This window comes from Pseudomonas baltica (genome assembly GCF_014235765.1).
Classification (GTDB): domain Bacteria; phylum Pseudomonadota; class Gammaproteobacteria; order Pseudomonadales; family Pseudomonadaceae; genus Aquipseudomonas; species Aquipseudomonas baltica.
This window is the reverse complement of sequence record NZ_JACMYH010000001.1, coordinates 1,236,892-1,255,908: the sequence shown is the minus strand read 5'-3', so window position 1 is coordinate 1,255,908 and position 19,017 is coordinate 1,236,892. Positions and strand designations below refer to the sequence as shown.

Annotated in this window: 21 protein-coding genes; 11 read left to right on the top strand and 10 right to left on the bottom strand. The window is 63.3% G+C overall.

The features are described 5' to 3' along the window. Positions 1-250: 250 nt before the first annotated feature. Positions 251-3,001: an aconitate hydratase AcnA gene (gene acnA / locus H7993_RS05555; protein ID WP_185793726.1), complete on the bottom strand. Its 2,751-nt coding sequence runs from the start codon at positions 2,999-3,001 to the stop codon at positions 251-253. A gap of 139 nt (positions 3,002-3,140) precedes the next feature. On the opposite strand from acnA, the gene rlmM reads away from it, so the two are divergent. From rlmM to H7993_RS05510, 9 genes are all read left to right on the top strand, one after another. Then, positions 3,141-4,205, top strand: a complete 1,065-nt coding sequence (rlmM, locus tag H7993_RS05550) for a 23S rRNA (cytidine(2498)-2'-O)-methyltransferase RlmM (RefSeq protein WP_185793725.1) — start codon at positions 3,141-3,143, stop codon at positions 4,203-4,205. 111 nt (positions 4,206-4,316) lie between these two features. Then, positions 4,317-4,562 carry a sulfurtransferase TusA gene (tusA, locus tag H7993_RS05545; RefSeq protein WP_122712992.1) on the top strand — a complete coding sequence of 82 codons (246 nt, stop codon included), beginning with the start codon at positions 4,317-4,319 and terminating at the stop codon, positions 4,560-4,562. Between the two features lie 87 nt (positions 4,563-4,649). Then, positions 4,650-5,255, top strand: coding sequence for a MiaE family protein (locus tag H7993_RS05540; RefSeq protein ID WP_122478844.1), 606 nt, complete (start codon positions 4,650-4,652; stop codon positions 5,253-5,255). A gap of 128 nt (positions 5,256-5,383) precedes the next feature. Next, complete coding sequence (locus tag H7993_RS05535) at positions 5,384-5,752, top strand: MerR family transcriptional regulator (protein WP_185793724.1); 369 nt, start codon at positions 5,384-5,386, stop codon at positions 5,750-5,752. A 106-nt stretch (positions 5,753-5,858) separates the two neighbouring features. Next, positions 5,859-7,037, top strand: coding sequence for an isovaleryl-CoA dehydrogenase (locus tag H7993_RS05530; protein ID WP_264382838.1), 1,179 nt, complete (start codon positions 5,859-5,861; stop codon positions 7,035-7,037). A 53-nt stretch (positions 7,038-7,090) separates the two neighbouring features. Then, a complete protein-coding gene (locus tag H7993_RS05525) occupies positions 7,091-8,698 on the top strand; it encodes a carboxyl transferase domain-containing protein (RefSeq protein WP_185793722.1) in 1,608 nt (535 codons plus the stop codon). A 33-nt stretch (positions 8,699-8,731) separates the two neighbouring features. Further along, the gene (locus tag H7993_RS05520) at positions 8,732-9,532 is read left to right on the top strand and encodes an enoyl-CoA hydratase-related protein (protein WP_185793721.1); all 801 of its coding nucleotides are present in this window, start codon (positions 8,732-8,734) and stop codon (positions 9,530-9,532) included. Then, the gene (locus H7993_RS05515) at positions 9,529-11,463 is read left to right on the top strand and encodes an acetyl/propionyl/methylcrotonyl-CoA carboxylase subunit alpha (RefSeq protein ID WP_185793720.1); all 1,935 of its coding nucleotides are present in this window, start codon (positions 9,529-9,531) and stop codon (positions 11,461-11,463) included. Before H7993_RS05520 ends, H7993_RS05515 begins: the two co-directional genes overlap by 4 nt. Further along, entirely contained in the window at positions 11,453-12,361 is a 909-nt protein-coding gene (locus tag H7993_RS05510; RefSeq protein ID WP_185793719.1) for a hydroxymethylglutaryl-CoA lyase, read from the top strand. The genes H7993_RS05515 and H7993_RS05510 overlap by 11 nt, the downstream gene beginning before the upstream one ends. A gap of 53 nt (positions 12,362-12,414) precedes the next feature. On the opposite strand, the gene H7993_RS05505 is transcribed toward H7993_RS05510, so the two are convergent. The 7 genes from H7993_RS05505 to H7993_RS05475 form a co-directional block, all read right to left on the bottom strand. After that, positions 12,415-12,759 (bottom strand): YggL family protein, encoded by a 345-nt coding sequence (locus H7993_RS05505; RefSeq protein ID WP_185793718.1) that lies wholly within the window; start codon positions 12,757-12,759, stop codon positions 12,415-12,417. 89 nt (positions 12,760-12,848) lie between these two features. Next, entirely contained in the window at positions 12,849-13,178 is a 330-nt protein-coding gene (locus H7993_RS05500) for an Hpt domain-containing protein (protein WP_185793717.1), read from the bottom strand. Positions 13,179-13,186: 8 nt separating this feature from the next. Further along, on the bottom strand, positions 13,187-13,813 hold the full coding sequence (locus H7993_RS05495) for a response regulator transcription factor (RefSeq protein ID WP_122478828.1): 627 nt from the start codon (positions 13,811-13,813) through the stop codon (positions 13,187-13,189). Positions 13,814-14,001: 188 nt separating this feature from the next. Next, a complete protein-coding gene (locus H7993_RS05490; RefSeq protein WP_122478826.1) occupies positions 14,002-15,333 on the bottom strand; it encodes a deoxyguanosinetriphosphate triphosphohydrolase in 1,332 nt (443 codons plus the stop codon). Between the two features lie 175 nt (positions 15,334-15,508). Further along, the gene (locus H7993_RS05485) at positions 15,509-15,880 is read right to left on the bottom strand and encodes a hypothetical protein (protein ID WP_185793716.1); all 372 of its coding nucleotides are present in this window, start codon (positions 15,878-15,880) and stop codon (positions 15,509-15,511) included. Then, a complete protein-coding gene (locus tag H7993_RS05480; protein ID WP_049859111.1) occupies positions 15,877-16,266 on the bottom strand; it encodes a phage holin family protein in 390 nt (129 codons plus the stop codon). The genes H7993_RS05485 and H7993_RS05480 overlap by 4 nt, the downstream gene beginning before the upstream one ends. A 1-nt stretch (position 16,267) precedes the next feature. Further along, the gene (locus H7993_RS05475) at positions 16,268-16,582 is read right to left on the bottom strand and encodes an ElaB/YgaM/YqjD family protein (RefSeq protein WP_122478822.1); all 315 of its coding nucleotides are present in this window, start codon (positions 16,580-16,582) and stop codon (positions 16,268-16,270) included. Positions 16,583-16,761: 179 nt separating this feature from the next. Between H7993_RS05475 and H7993_RS05470 the strand changes: the two genes are divergently transcribed. Together H7993_RS05470 and H7993_RS05465 are read left to right on the top strand one after the other, a co-directional pair. Next, positions 16,762-17,076, top strand: a complete 315-nt coding sequence (locus H7993_RS05470; protein ID WP_122478820.1) for a transcriptional regulator — start codon at positions 16,762-16,764, stop codon at positions 17,074-17,076. Positions 17,077-17,130: 54 nt separating this feature from the next. After that, the gene (locus tag H7993_RS05465) at positions 17,131-18,021 is read left to right on the top strand and encodes a pseudouridine synthase (RefSeq protein WP_185793715.1); all 891 of its coding nucleotides are present in this window, start codon (positions 17,131-17,133) and stop codon (positions 18,019-18,021) included. Positions 18,022-18,078: 57 nt separating this feature from the next. Here the strand turns inward: H7993_RS05465 and H7993_RS05460 are convergent, their stop codons facing one another. Together H7993_RS05460 and mobA are read right to left on the bottom strand one after the other, a co-directional pair. Further along, positions 18,079-18,300: a YgdI/YgdR family lipoprotein gene (locus H7993_RS05460; protein ID WP_043188230.1), complete on the bottom strand. Its 222-nt coding sequence runs from the start codon at positions 18,298-18,300 to the stop codon at positions 18,079-18,081. A 113-nt stretch (positions 18,301-18,413) separates the two neighbouring features. After that, positions 18,414-18,998, bottom strand: coding sequence for a molybdenum cofactor guanylyltransferase MobA (mobA, locus tag H7993_RS05455; protein ID WP_185793714.1), 585 nt, complete (start codon positions 18,996-18,998; stop codon positions 18,414-18,416). Positions 18,999-19,017: the final 19 nt, after the last annotated feature.

The following is a 19,017-nucleotide window of genomic DNA, read 5'->3' as shown; positions in this document are numbered from 1 at the left end:
TTGGATGGCGGCTATTGCACTGGATAAACAAGAATGAGAACAAGAACCAAATGAATTACGGGTGCAATCATTTGAAACCTAATGTTTCAGAAAGCGCTGCAGGCCCCGTTGTGGTTGATACCCGCCGGTCAACGGGAGCAATCCCTTCGATCCCCCGTAGGAGCGGTCCGCGGCCGCGAACCAGACACCGCGGCATGTCAGATCATCCGCGGTGTTCTTTTCGCGGCCGCTGACCGCTCCTACAGGTGCTTTACACCACCGGGTTCCCAATCAACTGGCGCAAGACGTAGTGCAGGATACCGCCGGAACGGAAATACTCCACTTCGTTGAGGGTGTCGATCCGGCACAGCAGTTCGACGGTTTCCTGCTGGCCGTTCTCACGGCGGATGCGCAGGTCCAGGCGCATGTGCGGCTGCAGCCGGGCACCACTCAAACCGACGATGTCCAGGGTCTCGCGGCCGGTCAGGGCGAGGCTCTTGCGGCTCTGCCCGTCGGTGAACTGCAAGGGCAGCACGCCCATGCCCACCAGGTTGGAACGGTGGATACGCTCGAAACTCTCCGCCACCACGGCCTTGACGCCCAGCAGATTGGTCCCCTTGGCAGCCCAGTCGCGGCTCGAACCGGTGCCATACTCCTGGCCGGCAATGATCACCAGCGGTGTGCCGGCCTGCTGGTAGCGCATGGCCGCATCGTAGATCGGCAGCTTCTCGCCCGTAGGAATGAACAAGGTGTTGCCACCTTCTTCACCCCCGAGCATTTCGTTGCGGATACGGATGTTGGCAAAGGTCCCGCGCATCATCACTTCGTGGTTGCCCCGGCGCGATCCATAGGAGTTGAAATCACGCGGTTCCACGCCCTTGTCGCGCAGATAACGGCCCGCCGGACTGTCAGCCTTGATGTTGCCCGCAGGGGAGATGTGGTCAGTGGTGACCGAATCACCCAGCAACGCCAGAATGCTTGCGCCCTGCACGTCGGCGATCACAGGCGCGGGACCGGCGATATCCTCGAAAAACGGTGGATGCTGGATGTAGGTCGAGTCGGCCTGCCAGACGTAGGTAGGCGCCTGCGACACTTCGATTGCCTGCCATTGCGCATCGCCGGCGAACACCTCGGCGTACTCCTTGTGGAACATCGCGGTGTCGACCTTGGCCACTGCGTCGGCAATCTCCTGCTGGGTGGGCCAGATGTCGCGCAGGTAGACCGGCTGGCCGTCACTGCCGGTGCCCAAGGGTTCACTGCTGATGTCGGTACGCACACTGCCGGCCAGGGCGTAGGCGACTACCAGTGGTGGTGATGCCAACCAGTTGGTCTTCACCAGCGGGTGCACCCGCCCCTCGAAGTTGCGGTTGCCCGAGAGCACCGAAGCCACGGTCAGGTCCGCGCTCTGGATGGCTTGCTCGATAGGCTCGTCCAGCGGCCCCGAGTTGCCGATGCAGGTGGTGCAGCCATAACCGACCAGGGCGAAGCCCAGCGTGTCCAGATACTGGGTCAAGCCCGCAGCCCGATAGTAGTCGGTCACCACTTTGGAGCCGGGGGCCAGGGAAGTCTTGACCCACGGCTTGGTGGTCAGGCCTTTCTCGACCGCCTTCTTCGCCACCAGGCCGGCGGCCATCATCACGCTGGGGTTGGAGGTATTGGTGCACGAGGTGATGGCCGCAATGACCACTGCGCCGTGCTGCAGATTGTGCGTCTGGCCGCGCCAGGTATACGGCGTGCCCTCGGTCTGGTCGGCGTTGCCCACCGCCACGCCACCGCCGCCCTCGCTTTCCAGGCGGCCTTCTTCCTTGCTGGTCGGCTTGAGCTGCAGGCCGATGAAATCGTCGAACGCCGCGCTGACCTTGGGCAGTGCCACGCGATCCTGCGGGCGCTTCGGCCCTGCCAGGCTGGCCTCGACCTCACCCATGTCCAGCCCCAGGGTATCGCTGAATACCGGCTCCTGGCCGGGCAGGCGCCACATGCCCTGCGCCTTGCAATAGGCTTCGACCAATTGCACGGTGGCTTCCGGGCGTCCGGACAGGCGCAGGTAACCCAGGGTCACGTCATCCACCGGGAAGAAACCGCAGGTGGCACCGTACTCCGGCGCCATGTTGGCAATGGTCGCGCGGTCGGCCAGGGGCAGATCGGCCAGGCCATCACCGTAGAATTCGACGAACTTGCCCACGACGCCTTTCTTGCGCAGTATCTGCGTCACGGTCAGCACCAGGTCGGTGGCCGTGATGCCTTCCTTGAGCTTGCCGGTGAGCTTGAAGCCAATGACCTCGGGAATCAGCATCGACACCGGCTGGCCGAGCATGGCGGCTTCCGCTTCGATACCGCCGACGCCCCAGCCCAGTACCCCCAGGCCGTTGATCATGGTGGTGTGGGAGTCGGTACCCACCAGGGTGTCGGGAAAGGCGTAGGTGCGGCCGTCTTCTTCCTTGGTCCAGACGGTGCGGCCAAGGTATTCGAGGTTGACCTGGTGGCAGATGCCGGTGCCCGGCGGGACCACGCTGAAGTTGTCGAACGCGCTCTGACCCCAGCGCAGGAACGCATAGCGCTCGCCATTGCGCTCCATCTCGATGTCGACGTTTTCCTCGAATGCCTGCCCGGTGGCATAACGGTCGACCATGACCGAATGGTCGATCACCAGGTCCACCGGCGACAACGGATTGATTCGCTGCGGGTCACCGCCGGCCTTGGCCACGGCCGCGCGCATGGCGGCGAGGTCGACCACCGCCGGTACCCCGGTGAAATCCTGCATCAGCACCCGTGCCGGGCGGTATTGAATCTCGCGATCGGAACGGCGCTTGTGCAGCCAATCGGCCAGAGCCTGCAGATCGGCACCGGTCACGGTCTTGCCGTCTTCCCAGCGCAGCAGGTTTTCCAGCAGGACCTTGAGCGACATCGGCAGTTTCTGCAGGTCACCCAGGCTGTTGGCGGCATCGGGCAGGCTGAAGTAGTGATAGGACGTGCCCGCGACGTCGAGCGTCTTCAGGCTTTTCAGGCTATCGAGGGAGGACATGGATCAGCTCCTTTTCAGGCCCGCACGGCACGGGCTGGATAAACAGGTTCTTTCAGTCAGGGACTTCCAGTGCATGCCCAGGGTTCCGATTTCCTTTATCATGCGCCGATTTGAGCACCCCGGCGGTGAAAGTCTCTTTATGAATACGCTGTTTATGCATTGCCGCCCCGGCTTCGAAGGCGAGGTCTGCTCGGAGATCGCCGAACACGCCGCACGGCTGGGGGTTGCCGGGTATGCCAAGGCGAAGCCGCTGACCGCCTGCGCCGAATTCATCTGCTACGAACCGGCCGGTCCGGCGCGGTTGATGCGCGAGTTGCGTTTTAGTGACTTGATATTTCCACGGCAGTGGGCCAGGGGCGATTTCGTGCAGTTGCCCGAAACCGACCGCATCAGCGTGCTGCTCGACCACCTGGCGGCCTATCCAGTGTGTGGCAGCCTGTGGCTGGAAGTGCTCGACACCAACGATGGCAAGGAGCTGTCGAATTTCTGCAAGAAGTTCGAAGCACCGCTGCGCAAGGCCCTGCTGGGTGCTGGCAGGCTGGTGGACGATCCTGCCTTGCCGCGCCTGCTGCTGACCTTCAAGAGTGGTCGCGAAGTCTTCCTGGGCATGGCCGACGCGGGTAATTTCGCCATGTGGCCCATGGGCATCCCGCGGCTCAAGTTCCCCCGCGAAGCGCCCAGCCGTTCGACCCTGAAACTCGAAGAGGCATGGCATCACTTCGTTCCCCGCGAGCAATGGGACGAACGCCTGCACGGCGACATGACCGGTGTCGACCTGGGCGCCGCACCCGGTGGCTGGACCTACCAGCTGGTACGCCGCGGCATGCTGGTTACCGCTATCGACAACGGGCCCATGGCACAGAGCCTGATGGACACCGGACTGGTCACCCATCTGATGGCCGACGGCTTCACCTATCGGCCCAAGCAGACGGTAGACTGGATGGTCTGCGACATCGTCGAGAAGCCGGCGCGCAACGCCGCCTTGCTGGAAACCTGGCTGGGCGAGAACCTCTGCCGCGAAGCGGTGGTCAATCTGAAGCTGCCGATGAAGCAGCGCTATGCCGAAGTCCGGCGCTTGCTCGAGCGCATCGAAGAGGGTTTCAAGGCGCGCGGCATCAAGGTGCAGATCGGCTGCAAGCAGCTCTACCATGACCGCGAGGAAGTCACCTGCCACCTGCGTCGACTCGACGGCGGCCGGCGCTGATCGATCCGAGCGCTGCGGCCTGGCGTCGCACGCTGCGCTCGGACCGCGCGCTGGCGCTACACTATTGGTTTCGAACGTGCGCCTGAATGCCCGCTTGACCTGGAGCTTTTCATGACCCAAACCTTGCCTGCCGACCGTACCCTGGATGCCACCGGCCTGAGCTGTCCGGAACCGGTGATGATGCTGCACCAGCATGTGCGCGACCTGCCTGCAGGCGGCCTGCTGAAAGTCATTGCCACCGACCCCTCGACCCGTCGCGACATCCCCAAGTTCTGCGTATTCCTGGGCCATGAGCTGGTTCAGCAGGACGAGGAGGGCGGTACCTACCGCTACTGGATCCGCAAGAAAAGCGACTGATCGCCTCGCAGCGCCGGTCGTTCGGCGCACATACCTAGTTGCAGGCGAGCTGGGTATAATCGCCCCCTTTTTTCCAGGTGCCTGGCCATGTTGTCTGAAATTCATGCCTTTCTCGGCTGCCCTACGCCCGATGCCTGGGTCCAGGCCGCGCTGGCCGACCAGCACACCCTGCTGATCGACCACAAGAACTGCGAATTCAAGGCAGCCTCCACGGCCCTGAGCCTGATCGCCAAGTACTGCACCCATGCCGATCTGATCAATATGATGTCGCGCCTGGCCCGCGAGGAGCTGGTGCATCACGAGCAGGTCCTGCGTCTGATGAAGCGCCGCAAGATCGAACTGCAACCCCTGTCGGCGAGCCGTTATGCCTCGTCGCTGCGCAAGCAGGTGCGCAACCACGAGCCCGTCAAGCTGGTCGATACCCTGGTGGTTGGCGCTTTCATCGAAGCGCGCAGCTGCGAGCGTTTCGCGGCTCTGGTGCCGCATCTGGACGAAGAGCTGGGTACCTTCTACAACGGCCTGCTCATGAGCGAAGCGCGGCATTACCAGGGCTACCTGAAACTGGCGCATCAATACGGCGATGCCGCCGATATCGCCCAGACCGTCGACAGGGTTCGCGTGGCCGAAGCCGAACTGATCGAAACGCCCGACCCCGAATTTCGCTTCCACAGCGGTGTGCCGGCCTTCGCCTGACCGCTGCCGATGACGCGCTCCCAGGATCGCGTCCCGAGACTTCCCGCCCCTCGATAGCACAGCGGCGTGTATTGACAGGCCTCTCGCTGACGTTTACGTTAACGTAAAGCACCAGGAAGTCGATCGACGTGAGCACGACCTACAGCATTTCCGACATAGCCCAGTTGTTGGACGTAACGCCCAGGACCCTGCGTTTCTATGAAGAGCAGGGCATGGTCACGCCGACGCGCCGTGGCCAGGAGCGGATCTATGCGCCGCGCGACCTGGTGGCGATGAAACTGATCCTGCGCGGCAAGCGCATCGGCTTCTCCCTGGCCGAATGCAAAGAGCTCATCGACATGTACGACCCGTCGGGCAACCGCAAGCAACTCGACCGTTTTCTGGAGAAAATCACCGAGCGCCGGGCGCAGTTGCAGCAGCAGATGCTGGACATCGAACAGATGCAGGTGGAGCTCGACACCGCTGAAGAACGCTGCCGCGCCGCGCTGCAGACTTGACCGGAGCGCGTCTGCGGTGCGCAGTGCCCCCTGTAACGTTTCCTGCAAGATGATTGTGCTCAACAGCTTTCTCCCCAAAAAAAACAACAAGTGGGTGGCGAACATGATTTCAGTACCGGGACTGGATTTCTTCCTTGGCGAAGACATCGACATGCTGCGCGATTCCGTGGCTGCCTTCGTGGCGCGCGAGATCACCCCGCGTGCCGCCGAGGCCGATCGCAGCGACCAGTTTCCTGCCGACCTGTGGCGCAAGTTCGGCGACATGGGCCTGCTGGGCCTGACCGTGGCCGAAGAGTGGGGCGGGACGGGCATGGGCTACCTGGCGCACATGGTCGCGATGGAGGAAATCTCCCGCGGCTCCGGGGCCATCGGTTTGTCCTACGCCGCCCATTCCAACCTCTGCGTCAACCAGATCAACCGCAACGGCACTGCCGAACAGAAGGCCCGCTACCTGCCGAAGCTGATCAGCGGCGAACACATCGGTGCACTCGCCATGAGCGAGCCCAACGCTGGTTCCGACGTGGTTTCCATGCGCTTGCGCGCCGACCTCAAGGGCGACCGCTACGTGCTCAACGGCACCAAGATGTGGATCACCAACGGCCCGGACTGCGACGTGCTGGTGGTCTACGCCAAGACCGACATGGCGGCCGGCGCCAAGGGCATCACTGCGTTCATCCTGGAGAAAGGCGCGCCCGGCTTCAGCGTCGCGCAGAAACTCGACAAGCTGGGCATGCGCGGCTCGCACACCGGCGAGCTGGTGTTCCAGGACGTCGAAGTGCCGCTGCAGAACGTGCTGGGCCAGACGGGGCAGGGCGTCGGTGTGCTGATGAGTGGCCTGGACTACGAGCGCGCCGTGCTCAGCGGTGGCCCCCTGGGGTTGATGCAGGCGGCCATGGACCTGGTGTTGCCGTACGTCCACGATCGCCAGCAGTTCGGCCAGAGCATTGGTGAGTTTCAGCTCATCCAGGGCAAGCTGGCCGACATGTACACCACCCAGCAGGCATGCCGGGCGTACCTCTACGCCGTGGGCCGGCACCTCGATGCACTGGGCCAGGCACCCGTGCGCCAGGTGCGCAAGGACTGCGCCGGGGTCATTCTGTATGCCGCCGAAAAAGCCACCTGGCTGGCCGGTGAAGCCATCCAGATCCTCGGCGGCAATGGCTACATCAACGAATTTCCCGCCGGGCGGCTATGGCGTGACGCCAAGCTGTACGAGATCGGCGCAGGCACCAGCGAGATCCGTCGCATGCTGATCGGCCGCGAGCTGTTCGAGCAGACCCGCTGAGCCCGCAACCGCTGACGCGTCCCTCTGGTGCCGTATTCGCACAGGAAATGCCCATGGCCATTCTGCACACCCAGATCAACACCCGTTCCGCCGACTTCGCCGCCAATCGCGAAGCCATGCTGCGGCAGCTCGAAACGCTGCAGCAGTGCGCGGCGCAGATTCACCAGGGCGGTGGTGAAGCGGCGCAGGCGCGGCATGTCGCGCGCGGCAAGCTGCTGCCGCGGCAGCGTATCGACGTGCTGCTCGACCCAGGCTCGGCCTTCCTCGAATTGGGCCTGCTGGCCGCCCATGAGGTGTATCCCGAACAGGTCGCCGCTGCCGGTTTGATCACCGGTATCGGACGGGTGTCCGGCGTCGAGTGCATGATCATCGCCAACGATGCCACGGTCAAAGGCGGCAGCTATTACCCGCTGACCGTGAAGAAGCATCTGCGCGCCCAGGAAATCGCCCAGCATAACCGCCTGCCCTGTTTGTACCTGGTCGACTCCGGGGGCGCCAACCTGCCGCGTCAGGACGAAGTGTTTCCAGACCGCGAGCACTTCGGGCGGATCTTCTTCAACCAGGCCAACATGAGCGCCCAGGGCATCGCCCAGATCGCCGTGGTGCTGGGCTCGTGCACGGCCGGGGGCGCCTATGTGCCGGCCATGAGTGACGAGACCATCATGGTTCGCGATCAGGCGACCATCTTTCTGGCTGGCCCGCCGCTGGTCAAGGCCGCCACCGGCGAGGTGGTCAGCGCGCAGGCCCTCGGCGGTGCCGACCTGCATTGCCGGCAGTCGGGGGTGGCGGATCACTACGCCGAAAACGACCAGCACGCACTGGCCATCGCCCGGCGCTGCGTCGCCCATCTGAACGGACGCAAGCAGGGCTGGCTGGCCTGTATCGAACCGCGGCCGCCACGCCATGCCGCAGACGAGATCTACGGTCTGGTCCCCACTGATCCCAAGCAGCCACTGCCGATCCACGAAATCATCGCGCGCATCGTCGACGACTCGGCCTTCGACGAGTTCAAGGCGCTGTTCGGCCCGACCCTGATCTGTGGATTCGCCCATATCCATGGCTACCCGGTGGCCCTCCTGGCAAACAACGGCGTGCTGTTCGCCGAAGCCGCGCAGAAGGGCGCGCACTTCATCGAGTTGGCGTGCCAGCGTGGAATACCCCTGGTGTTCCTGCAGAACATCACCGGCTTCATGGTCGGCCAGAAATACGAGGCCGGCGGTATCGCCAAGCACGGCGCCAAGCTGGTCACGGCGGTGGCCTGCGCCAAGGTGCCCAAGTTCACCGTGATCATCGGTGCCAGCTACGGCGCGGGCAATTACGGGATGTGCGGGCGCGCCTACGATCCGCGCTTCCTGTGGATGTGGCCGAACGCCAAGATCGGCGTGATGGGCGCCCAGCAAGCGGCCGGCGTGCTGGTCCAGGTCAAGCAGGAGCAGGCCCAGCGCCAGGGTCAGGCGTTCAGCGACGAACAGGCCCGGCAACTGGCCGAGCCCATGGTGGCGCAGTACGAACAACAGGCCCACGCGTTCTATTCCTCGGCACGTCTGTGGGACGACGGCGTGATCGATCCTGCGCAAACCCGAACCGTACTGGCGCTGGGTTTATCAGCGGCGTTGAACGCGCCGCTGGCCGAAACCCGCTTCGGCGTCTTCCGCATGTAGCCCATGCATTTATCAGGAATCGGGGATCAGGGTATGCACGAATTCTCCACGATACAGCTGCACATCAGCGCCGAACACGTGGCCAGCGTCTGGCTCGATCGACCGGACAAGAACAACGCATTCAATGCGCTCATGCTGGAGGAGCTGCGCCAGGCTTTCGACCACATCAGCCAGCGGCCAGGGTTGCGCTTCATGTTCCTGCGTGGCCATGGGCAACACTTCAGCGCCGGTGCCGATCTGGCCTGGATGCAAGCCAGTGCCCGGCTGAGCTACGCGGAAAACCTCGCCGAGGCCACGCGTCTGAGCGAGCTGATGGAGCAGCTGCAGCGGCTGCCGCTGCCCACCGTCGCGGTGGTGCAGGGTGCCGCGTTCGCCGGGGCAATGGGCCTGGTCAGTTGCTGTGACATGGCCATCGGAGCCGACGACGCGCTGTTCAGTCTCAGTGAAGTGCGCTTGGGCCTGGCGCCGGCGGTGATCAGTCCCTACGTGGTCCAGGCCATCGGCTCGCGCGCCGCGCGCCGCTATGCGCTCAGCGCCGAGCGTTTCGATGCCGTGCGAGCCCGCGAACTGGGATTGCTCGACGAAGTGTATCCGCGCGCCGAACTGGAACGGGCGGTACAGGCGTGGCAACGGCGTCTGCTGGGTAACGGTCCCGAAGCGATGCGCGCCTGCAAGGCGCTGCTGCTGGCTATCGGCGATGGCCAGGTCACGGCGCCACGCCAGGCCCAGGCGCAGGCTCTGATCGCCCGGCTGCGCACTGGCGCCGAGGGCCAGGAAGGCATGCAGGCCTTCTTCGATAAACGCGCGCCCGCCTGGGCAGAGGTAACCCCATGAAGCCACTCCCGCAGACCGTGGCAACGCTGCTGATCGCCAACCGTGGCGAGATCGCCTGCCGCATCATCCGCACCGCCAGGGCCATGGGCATCCGCAGCGTGGCCATCTACAGCGACGCCGACGCCGATGCCCGCCATGTGCACGAGGCCGATCTGGCCATCCCCCTGGGTGGCAGCAAACCCGCCGACAGCTACCTGCAGATCGACAAGGTGGTTGCCGCTGCCTTGACCTGTGGCGCCGACGCGGTCCATCCCGGCTACGGCTTTCTTTCGGAAAACGCCGCATTCGCCCGGCGCCTGGCGCTTGAGGGCATCCTGTTCATCGGCCCGCCCGCCGAGGCCATCGAAGCCATGGGCAGCAAGTCGGCGGCCAAGGCCCTGATGGAGCGCGCCGGAGTGCCGCTGGTGCCCGGATACCACGGCCAGGCCCAGGACCTGTCGACCTTCGCCGATGCGGCGCAGCGCATCGGCTACCCGGTGCTGCTCAAGGCCGCTGCCGGAGGTGGCGGCAAGGGCATGAAGGTGGCCGAGTGCGCCGCCGAACTGGCACCTGCCCTGGACTCGGCGCGGCGAGAGGCCGTGGCAGCCTTCGGCGACGGTCATATGCTGGTCGAGAAATACCTGGTGGCACCCCGGCACGTGGAGATCCAGGTCTTCGCCGACGCACACGGGCATTGCCTCTATCTGCACGAGCGGGATTGCTCCATCCAGCGACGGCATCAGAAAGTACTGGAGGAAGCACCGGCACCGGGGCTCGATGCCTCCCTGCGCCAGGCCATGGGCGAAGCCGCGGTGCGCGCAGCCCAGGCGATTGGCTATGTGGGCGCAGGCACGGTGGAGTTCCTGCTGGATGGGGAAGGGCGTTTCTACTTCATGGAGATGAATACCCGCCTGCAGGTCGAGCATCCGGTGACCGAAGCGATCACCGGGCTGGACCTGGTGGCCTGGCAGATTCGCGTCGCGCGTGGTGAAGCCCTGCCGCTGACCCAGGCGCAGGTTCCCCTGTTCGGGCACGCCATCGAGGTGCGCCTGTATGCCGAAGATCCAGCAGGCGGGTTCCTGCCTGCCAGTGGGCAATTGGCACTGTATCGGGAACCGGCAGCCGGACCCGGTCGGCGAGTGGACAGCGCGGTGCGCGAAGGCGACGTGATTTCGCCATTCTATGATCCGATGATCGCCAAGCTCATTGCCTGGGGTGAAAATCGCGAAGAGGCCCGGCTGCGCCTGCTGGCGATGCTCGCCGAAACGGCGGTCGGCGGTATCAAGAGCAACCTGGCCCTGCTGCAGCGCATCCTTGCCACGCCTGCGTTCGCCGCGTCCCGAATCGACACCGGCTTCATCGAACGCCACGCCGACGCGCTGTTGCCTGCGCCACCGGCGCTGACCGAAGCGTTCTGGCACAGCGCCGCGCGTGCCTTCCTGCGTTCGGCCCCGCTTGTTGCCTGTGAACAAGACCCGCATTCACCCTGGAGCGCTGTCACCGGTTGGCGTCAACTCATGCCTGCGCAAGCCACGCTCGACCTGCGCTGTGGCGCCCAGAGCCGATTGTGCACGGTGGCTTTGAGCAACGCTTGCGCCGGCCCGGATGAAGCACGGCTGATCGGCCGCCGCGGCGACGTCGTCTACCTGCAGTGGCAAGGCGACCCCTACGAGGTCGCGCTGGTTGATTCCCTGGCGGCGGGCACCGGTGCCCATGCGTCCGACGACTCGCTCGCTGCGCCCATGAACGGCAGCATCGTCCGTCTGTTGGTCAGTCCGGGCCAGCAGGTGGCGTTGGGCGATGGCTTGGTGGTGCTGGAGGCCATGAAGATGGAGCACACCGTGCGTGCCAACCGCGCAGGCGTGGTTCAGGCGCTGTGCTGCGAAGAGGGCGAGATGGTCAGCGAAGGCAGGGTATTGATCGAGTTGCAGGAGGCCGAACATGCTGCCTGAACGGGTGCGGATCGTCGAGGTCGGGCCCCGTGACGGGTTGCAGAACGAGCAGGGCCGTGTGCGCGTCGAAGACAAGGTCGCGCTGGTCGACGCGCTGGTCGCGGCGGGCTTGCAGCATGTCGAGGTCGGCAGTTTCGTGTCGCCGCGCTGGGTGCCGCAGATGGCCGACAGCGCGGCGGTCTTTTCCGCCATCCAGCGTTCGCCGGGGGTGACCTACGCGGCACTGACGCCGAACCTGCAAGGCTTCGAGGCCGCCATTCAAGCTGGTGCATCGGAGGTGGCGGTGTTTGCCGCGGCGTCTGAATCCTTCTCCCAGCGCAACATCAACTGCTCCATCGCACAAAGTCTGCAGCGCTTCGAACCGGTTCTGGCGGCCGCCGCCCAGCGCGGTATCAAGGTGCGTGGCTACGTGTCATGCGTGCTCGGGTGTCCGTACGAAGGCGAGATCGCTGCGGTGCAGGTGCGCGACGTGGCCAGCGCCATGCTGCAGATGGGCTGCTACGAGATTTCCCTGGGCGACACCCTCGGCGTCGGTACGCCTGGGGCTGCGCGACAACTGATTGAGGTGGTTGCACAGCGCGTGCCCCGAGCGCATCTGGCCGGACACTTTCACGATACGTATGGCCAGGCCGTGGCGAACATCTACGCCTGCCTGCTGGAAGGCCTGCAGGTGTTCGACAGCTCGGTGGCGGGGCTGGGCGGTTGCCCCTACGCGCCGGGCGCCAGCGGCAACGTCGCGACCGAGGACGTCCTCTACCTGCTGCACGGGCTGGGCATCGCTACCGGCGTGGATCTGGCGCAGGTCGTGCAGGTAGGGCAGTCGATCATGCTCGCGCTGGGCAGGCAGAGCGCATCGCGCGTAGCGCGCGCCCACGCCGCCGCAGCGGTACCCCGTTAGCGAATCGCGCCCACAAAAAAGGCCATCCGAAGATGGCCTTTTTCAGCGGTACATCAAGCTGCCGAGTTGATCGGCTTCTCTGGGTGCCAGGCGTCCAGCAATGGGCTGACTTCGACGCGGGTCAGTTCGCTGCGACCCTTGAGCCAGGCTTCGACGATAGCGCGGTGCTCTTCGGTGACGGAACCACGCTTGGCCAGGCAAACCAGACCGAAGTCGTCGCCGCCAACATAGTCGAGGCCGTTGGCGTCCATTGCTTCGGTCAGGAACGCATCGAGGAATGCGTCGATCTGCTCGTCAGCCAAATCCTCCTTGAAGTCCAGGTTCAATTCGAAACCCAATTCCTGGAATTCGTCGACGCACAGTTTTTTGCGCAGACGACGGGAGCGGTTAGTGGCCATGAAACAATCCTCTTAGGTAATATCGCGGCGCAGTCTACCAGTTAAGCCAGGCGCCTGCCTGATTCAGTGACAAATGACTTGCCCTGCACCTACTCGCCCAGCCCGGCCAGTGCCAGGCGCAACTGCGTCTGCAATTCCAGCAACGCCAGGTGCAAGGCCTCACGTCCCGGACGCAGATCGTCCCATGGGTGGCTTGCTTCCAGCGCCAGGCACGCTTCATAGACCGCGTGCGCCTGGACGATGCGAGCGGCGCCATTGATCTTGTGAGCAATCTCCACCACGCCCTGGTGGTGGTCGTCGGCAATGGCAAGCAGTCGCTGGCTATCCTCCGTGCAACTGCGCAGCACTTCCTCGAGCAGTCGCCGCGTGAGCGCGCTGTTACCGCCGGTCAAAACGTTGAGTGGGTCGATGATGTTCATGTGTGCAGTCACACCAGCGCGTTGCGCTTGGCCATTTCGATAAGTTCAACCAATGAGTTCGCCTGAAGTTTCTGCATCAGGCGTTTCTTGTAGGTACTGACTGTCTTGTTGCTGAGAAACATGCCTGTGGCAATTTCCTTGTTGCTGCGGCCCTGCGCGAACAACTGCAAGACCATCAACTCGCGGTCGTTGATGGTCTTGAACAGTTCGAGTTCCTGAAGTTGGCCTTCATCTTCTCGTGACGGAATCAACGCTTGGCTGGGAAAGTAGTTGTAACCAGAGAACACTGCGCGGACGGCACTGATCAACTCGCTCAGGGCCTCCTGCTTGCAGACGAAACCGGCGGCGCCCGACTGCATGCATCGTATGGCGAACAGGGCCGGGGCCTGAGCGGTCAGTACCAGGATCTTGTAGGGGACGTTCATGCCATGGAAGCGGGTCAGTACTTCGAGCCCGTCGAGCTTGGGAATGCTGATATCGAGAATCAGCAAGTCAGGCTGGCACTCGCGCACCATCTGCATGGCATCCACCCCGTTGTCGCTTTCGCCTACGACGCAGTAGCCTTCGTTTTCCAGAAGCATTCTGACGGCGAGCCGAATGACAGGGTGATCATCGATGATGAATACATTACGCATGCAGCCTCTCCTGAACGATCCAGTAAAAGCGCGCACCTTAGCCCAGTTGCTTCGAAGGGCATACGAATGGACTCGGGAAAGAGTGATTCTAGGAAACTTCCTACAGATATAAACGTAACGGAATACAAAGATAGTTTGATTCCAAAGAGTCAACTATCGTTTGTATTCGTTTATTTCCACGCTACAGACTAGAACGAGTTCGAGCGCCCGGTCATTTCGCCAGCCATCTCTGCGGCATAACTGTCGGTCATGCCTGCGATGAAATCGATCATGCGCAGGAACGACTTGTGCAGCGGCCAGTCCGGCTGCGGCGCGTTGTGCCCCAGCAGATCGAGAATGCGCTGGTGCTTGAAAGACAACCTGCCTGTGGTGTGCTGCTCCAGCGCCGCCCCGCAGAACGCATTGAGCAGCACTTCAAGGGTGGTGTAGGCGCCGATCTCGTGCAGGGTCTTGCGCTTGTCCTGGAAAATCTTCTTGCGCGCCATGTCCTTGGCGTCGAGCACGCAGCGCTTGGCCGGACCATGCATGTGCTCGACCAGATCGCCGCTGAGCTGGCCCGCCAGCAGCGCCTGCTGTTGTTCGACGAACGCGCGCGCGGCAGCATTGGTCAGGTGCTCGATGGCCTTGCCGCGCAGGATCGCCAGCTTGCGCCGCCGCGAGTCCAGTGGGCCGAGCTGGCGATAGGTGTCCGGGATGTCATCGCCTACCAGGTCGAGCAACAGTGCTTCGACTTCGGCGTAGTCGAGCAGCTCCATTTCCAGGCCGTCTTCCAGGTCGATCAGGCCATAGCAGATGTCGTCTGCGGCCTCCATCAGGTACACCAGCGGATGCCGGGCCCAACGCTGCTCTTCGAGCAATGGCAGACCCAGCTTGCCGGCGATCTGTTCGAGCAGCGGCAGTTCGCTCTGGTAGCAACCGAACTTGTGCTTCTTGTAGCCCAATGCATCGGCGTGGCGCGCCGTCCAGGGGTACTTGAGGTAGGTGCCCAGAGTTGCGTAGGTCAGCCGGGTACCCCCGTCGAACTGGTGATACTCGAGCTGGGTGAGCACCCTGAAGCCTTGGGCATTGCCTTCGAAATTGAGGAAGTCGTCCCGCTCCACTTCGCTCATCGCGTCGAGCCAGCCACGCCCGGCTGCCTGGCGGAACCAGTGGCGAATGGCGTCTTCACCGGAATGGCCGAAGGGCGGATTGCCGATGTCGTGCGCCAGGCAGGCCGACTGCACGACCATGCCCAGGTCGCTGGGCTCGCACCATTGCGGCAGCTGGTCGCGCAGGGTTTCGCCCACGCGCATGCCCAGGGAGCGGCCCACGCAACTGACTTCCAGCGAATGGGTAAGGCGCGTATGGATGTGGTCGTTGCTCGACACCGGGTGGACCTGGGTCTTGCGCCCCAGCCGGCGGAAGGCGCCGGAAAAGATGATGCGGTCGTGATCCTTGTGGAACGGGCTGCGGCCCAGTTCTTCCGGGCTGTGCAGGGGCTTGCCCAAGCGTTCGCGTGTAAGCAGTGTGTGCCAATCCAAGGCGATTCCTCCGGGACCCGATCGAGCCTGCAGTGTCGGCCTGCGAGGGCTGGCTGGCAAGGCTGGCATCGGGCCTTGAACGTATTGAGCAGGTAGGTGCAGCCAGGAATGTCAGGCAAAAAAAAGCAACCCGGATACGTTTACGACCGCACCCGGGTTGCTCTTTCAGCCAAGCCTAGCGTCTGCGCGAAGAGCCCTGCATGGCCAGCTTGATCACCGGTAACAGTAACGTGCCGACCTTGGCCAGCCGCGAAAGACGGCCCGGACCACGCACCGGCGCGACTACCGGCGCACGGGCGCTGTTGCCAGCCCCGCGTCCGGTCAGGAAGCCCATCAGGGTGACGCCTGCGATGCCCCACAGCGAGGCATGCTTGATACCCATGCCGGTCTGCACCGATTGACCCAATCCGCGCAGGCGGTTGAGCGGATTTACCAGTTGCCGCGACTCGTGCCGCAACTCCTGGCGATGCATTTCCATGCGCAGGCGAATCAACGACTTGCGCATGTCGCGCCGTGACTGGGCGCTGGTAGGTTCGTTTCGGCTCATGGCAGCAGGCGCTCCCGGTCATTGGCCAGTTCTTCCAGTGTCCCACTGAATGGCGAGGATTCATCGAACACAGCCGCCTTGAGGCGGAATGCGCAGAAAATACCTGCCAGTACGTAGAACACCGCCAGGCCGACCATGCCGGCCATGCGGTAGTTGTCCCACAGCAGAATCAGAATGAGCCCGGACAACGCCACCAGTGCCAGCAAGGCGAAGACCAGGGCCAGGCCTGCGAACAGCAACAGGCTGACGGTTCGAGATTTCTGCTCCTGCAACTCGATGCCGAACAGTTCGACATGACTGCGAAGCAGGCCGAGCATGGCAGCACCCAGGCGCCGAGAGGTGGAGCCGGTGCTGTTGTCTGTGGTATCCGAGTCGAGGAGGGACATATCAGTGCCTTGTGGCCAGCAGGCCCAGAAGGAAGCCTACGCCTGCGGCGATGCCGACGGACTGCCATGGGTTTTCCTGTACGTAGCCTTCGGCTGCGACTACGGCCTCCTGGCTGCGCTCGGCTGCGGTTTCTTTGGTCTGCTGCAGCGACTCGCGAGCCTTCAGCAGGCTCTCGTTGATCTGCGCGCGCAGTTCTTCGGCCTGGGTGCCGGCGATGCTGGCGGTGTGTTCGAGAAGTTTCTCGGTGTCACGGACCAGGGTCTGAAAATCGGCTTTGAGAACTTCTTGGGCTGCTTTGGTGCTCGGGGTGGCCATGTTGATCTCCATATGGGTGGCGTCTGGATATTTCGAGTGAGGGTGATCCTGAAGGTTCAGTGCCATTGCGCGGCATAATCCTTTGTATAGCCCATTATCGACATGTCGGGGCAATTGACGGGTCTCGGACGGCTGCCTTATGCTGTATAAAGATACAGTATATGGATAATCACTCGCCCATGCTCAACGTCGAACAACTCAAGTACAGCGTCAACCGCATGGCCCCGGACGTAGTTCGCGAAGCCGTGCTGGAACTGCGTCTCGACGGCCTGGTTACCGAAGGCAAGACCCCATTCAGCAAGCTGCACTTCAACACCTGTTTTGCCGAGGTCGAGGCGCTGTTCCAGCGTGCCGGCTATCACCGACCGCTGGATGTGGTCGGCTACAAGGGCCTGCTGTACGCCTTGTACGACCCAACCCGCTGGGAAGCGGTCGAGGTGCTGCGTTGGCTCAAGGAATTCACCGAGGCAGCCGAGGCTGTCCACGCGCGATGACAGCCGTAACGCCGTGGGCGATACTCGCGGCCTGAAACCATCGTGGATCTAGGCATGTCTGCACCCAAATTCGACCCTGCTGCGCATCAGGCCAGCACCCTGTGCCTGCCACCCGGCAAATGGGCAACCGTGCTGGATTGCCTGTGCGAACATTTTCCGGCCATCGATCGCGCTCAGTGGCTGAGCCGCATGGCCAGGGACCGGGTGCTGGACGCCGACGGCGTACCCATCGGACCTGCCCATGCCTACCGCCAGGGCCTGCGCATCCACTACTTTCGCGAAGTGCCGAACGAACGGCCGATCGCTGCACAGGAGCAGGTGTTGCACGTCGACGAGCATCTGGTGGTGGCCGACAAGCCACACTTCCTGCCGGTCACCCCGACCGGCGAGTACGTCGAACACACCTTGCTGCGGCGGCTCATCCGCCGTCTCGACAACCCGCACCTGGTGCCGCTGCACCGCATTGACCGGCATACGGCAGGTCTGGTGCTGTTCTCGGCCAATCCGCAGACACGCAGTGCCTATCAGCAGCTGTTTCCCACTCGACAGATCGAAAAGCGCTACGAGGCCATCGCGCCCGCACTGCCCGAGCTGGCCTTTCCGTTGGTGCACCGCAGCCGTCTGGAGCATGGCGAGCCGTTTTTTCGCATGCGCGAAGTGCCGGGGCAGAGCAACAGTGAAACTCGCCTGGAGGTCGCCGAGAAAGGCGAACACGTGTGGCGCTACGTGCTCAACCCGGTCACCGGCAAGACTCACCAGTTGCGCGTCCACATGACCGCGCTGGGCGCCAGCATCTGCAACGATCCGTTCTACCCGCACCTCAGCCATACCGAGGTGGACGACTATGCCCGGCCGTTGAAGCTGCTGGCACGCTCGCTGCAGTTCCACGACCCGCTCGACGGTCGCCTGCGCAATTTCGAGACACAACTGAAGCTGACGTTCTAGAACGACAAAGCCCGCCAGAGGGCGGGCTTTGTCTTGCAACACTTAAACTCTGTTTGATCAGAGTTCCTTGACGGTACGTACCTGGTCTTTATTGACACGGGTAGTCTTGCCGTCCAGCTGCTCGAATTCGTAGAAGCCAGCGTCTTCGTCGTAGGAGGGCGTGTCCACCGCCTGGATTTCACGACCGTCGTTCAGGGTGATCACGGTAGGCGATGCGCAACCGGCAAGCGATGCCAGGCCCAGCGCGAGCATGAAAGCGGGAAGGATCCGGTGAGTCATTGTGTTTCTCCACAAAACAAAAAAGGGTGCTGGCGTATACGGGAATAAGACGCTGCTTGCGCCAGCAAAGTTCCGTTGGTCCGACCGGTGCAGTCTAGCGTTTGCCGACCTGCTCAGCGACCCAGCAGTTGAGGCGTATTGAAATTGGCCAGGCGCGGATCGTTCTCGGCACATTGCAGCGGCTGGGCGTTGAGTGCCAGCAAGACCTTGCGCGGGCTCCGTTCGCCGGCATCCCAGGCTTGTCGCACAAGCGGTTGATGCACCTTGCCAACGATGCACAGCAACGGTTCCCAGAACTCACCCTGACGCACCATCAGCGGCTGGGTTGGATGAGTTTGCTGCGCATGGCGCATGGCGTCGAGCAGGGCCTCGTCCACGCCCGGCACATCGCAGGGCAATACCAGCAGCAGCGGGTGTCGAGCGGCGGCCAGGCCGGCCAGAATGCCCGCCAGCGGTCCGGGAAAGTCGCTGCTGTCGTCGTGCACCAAGCGGTCGGCGAAGGCTGCGTATCGCGGATAATTACGGTTGCACGAAATGATCAGGTCATCGGTCAGGGGTCGCACGCGTTGCTGCAGGTGCTCGATCAAGGGCCGGCCATGCCAGTCGATCAGGCCCTTGTCGCGGCCGCCCATGCGTTGTCCGCGGCCGCCTGCCAGCAGCAGGACAGAGCAGGGGGGCAAGGTGTCGGCAGGGTTCATTCGGGGCCTCGGACAGTGG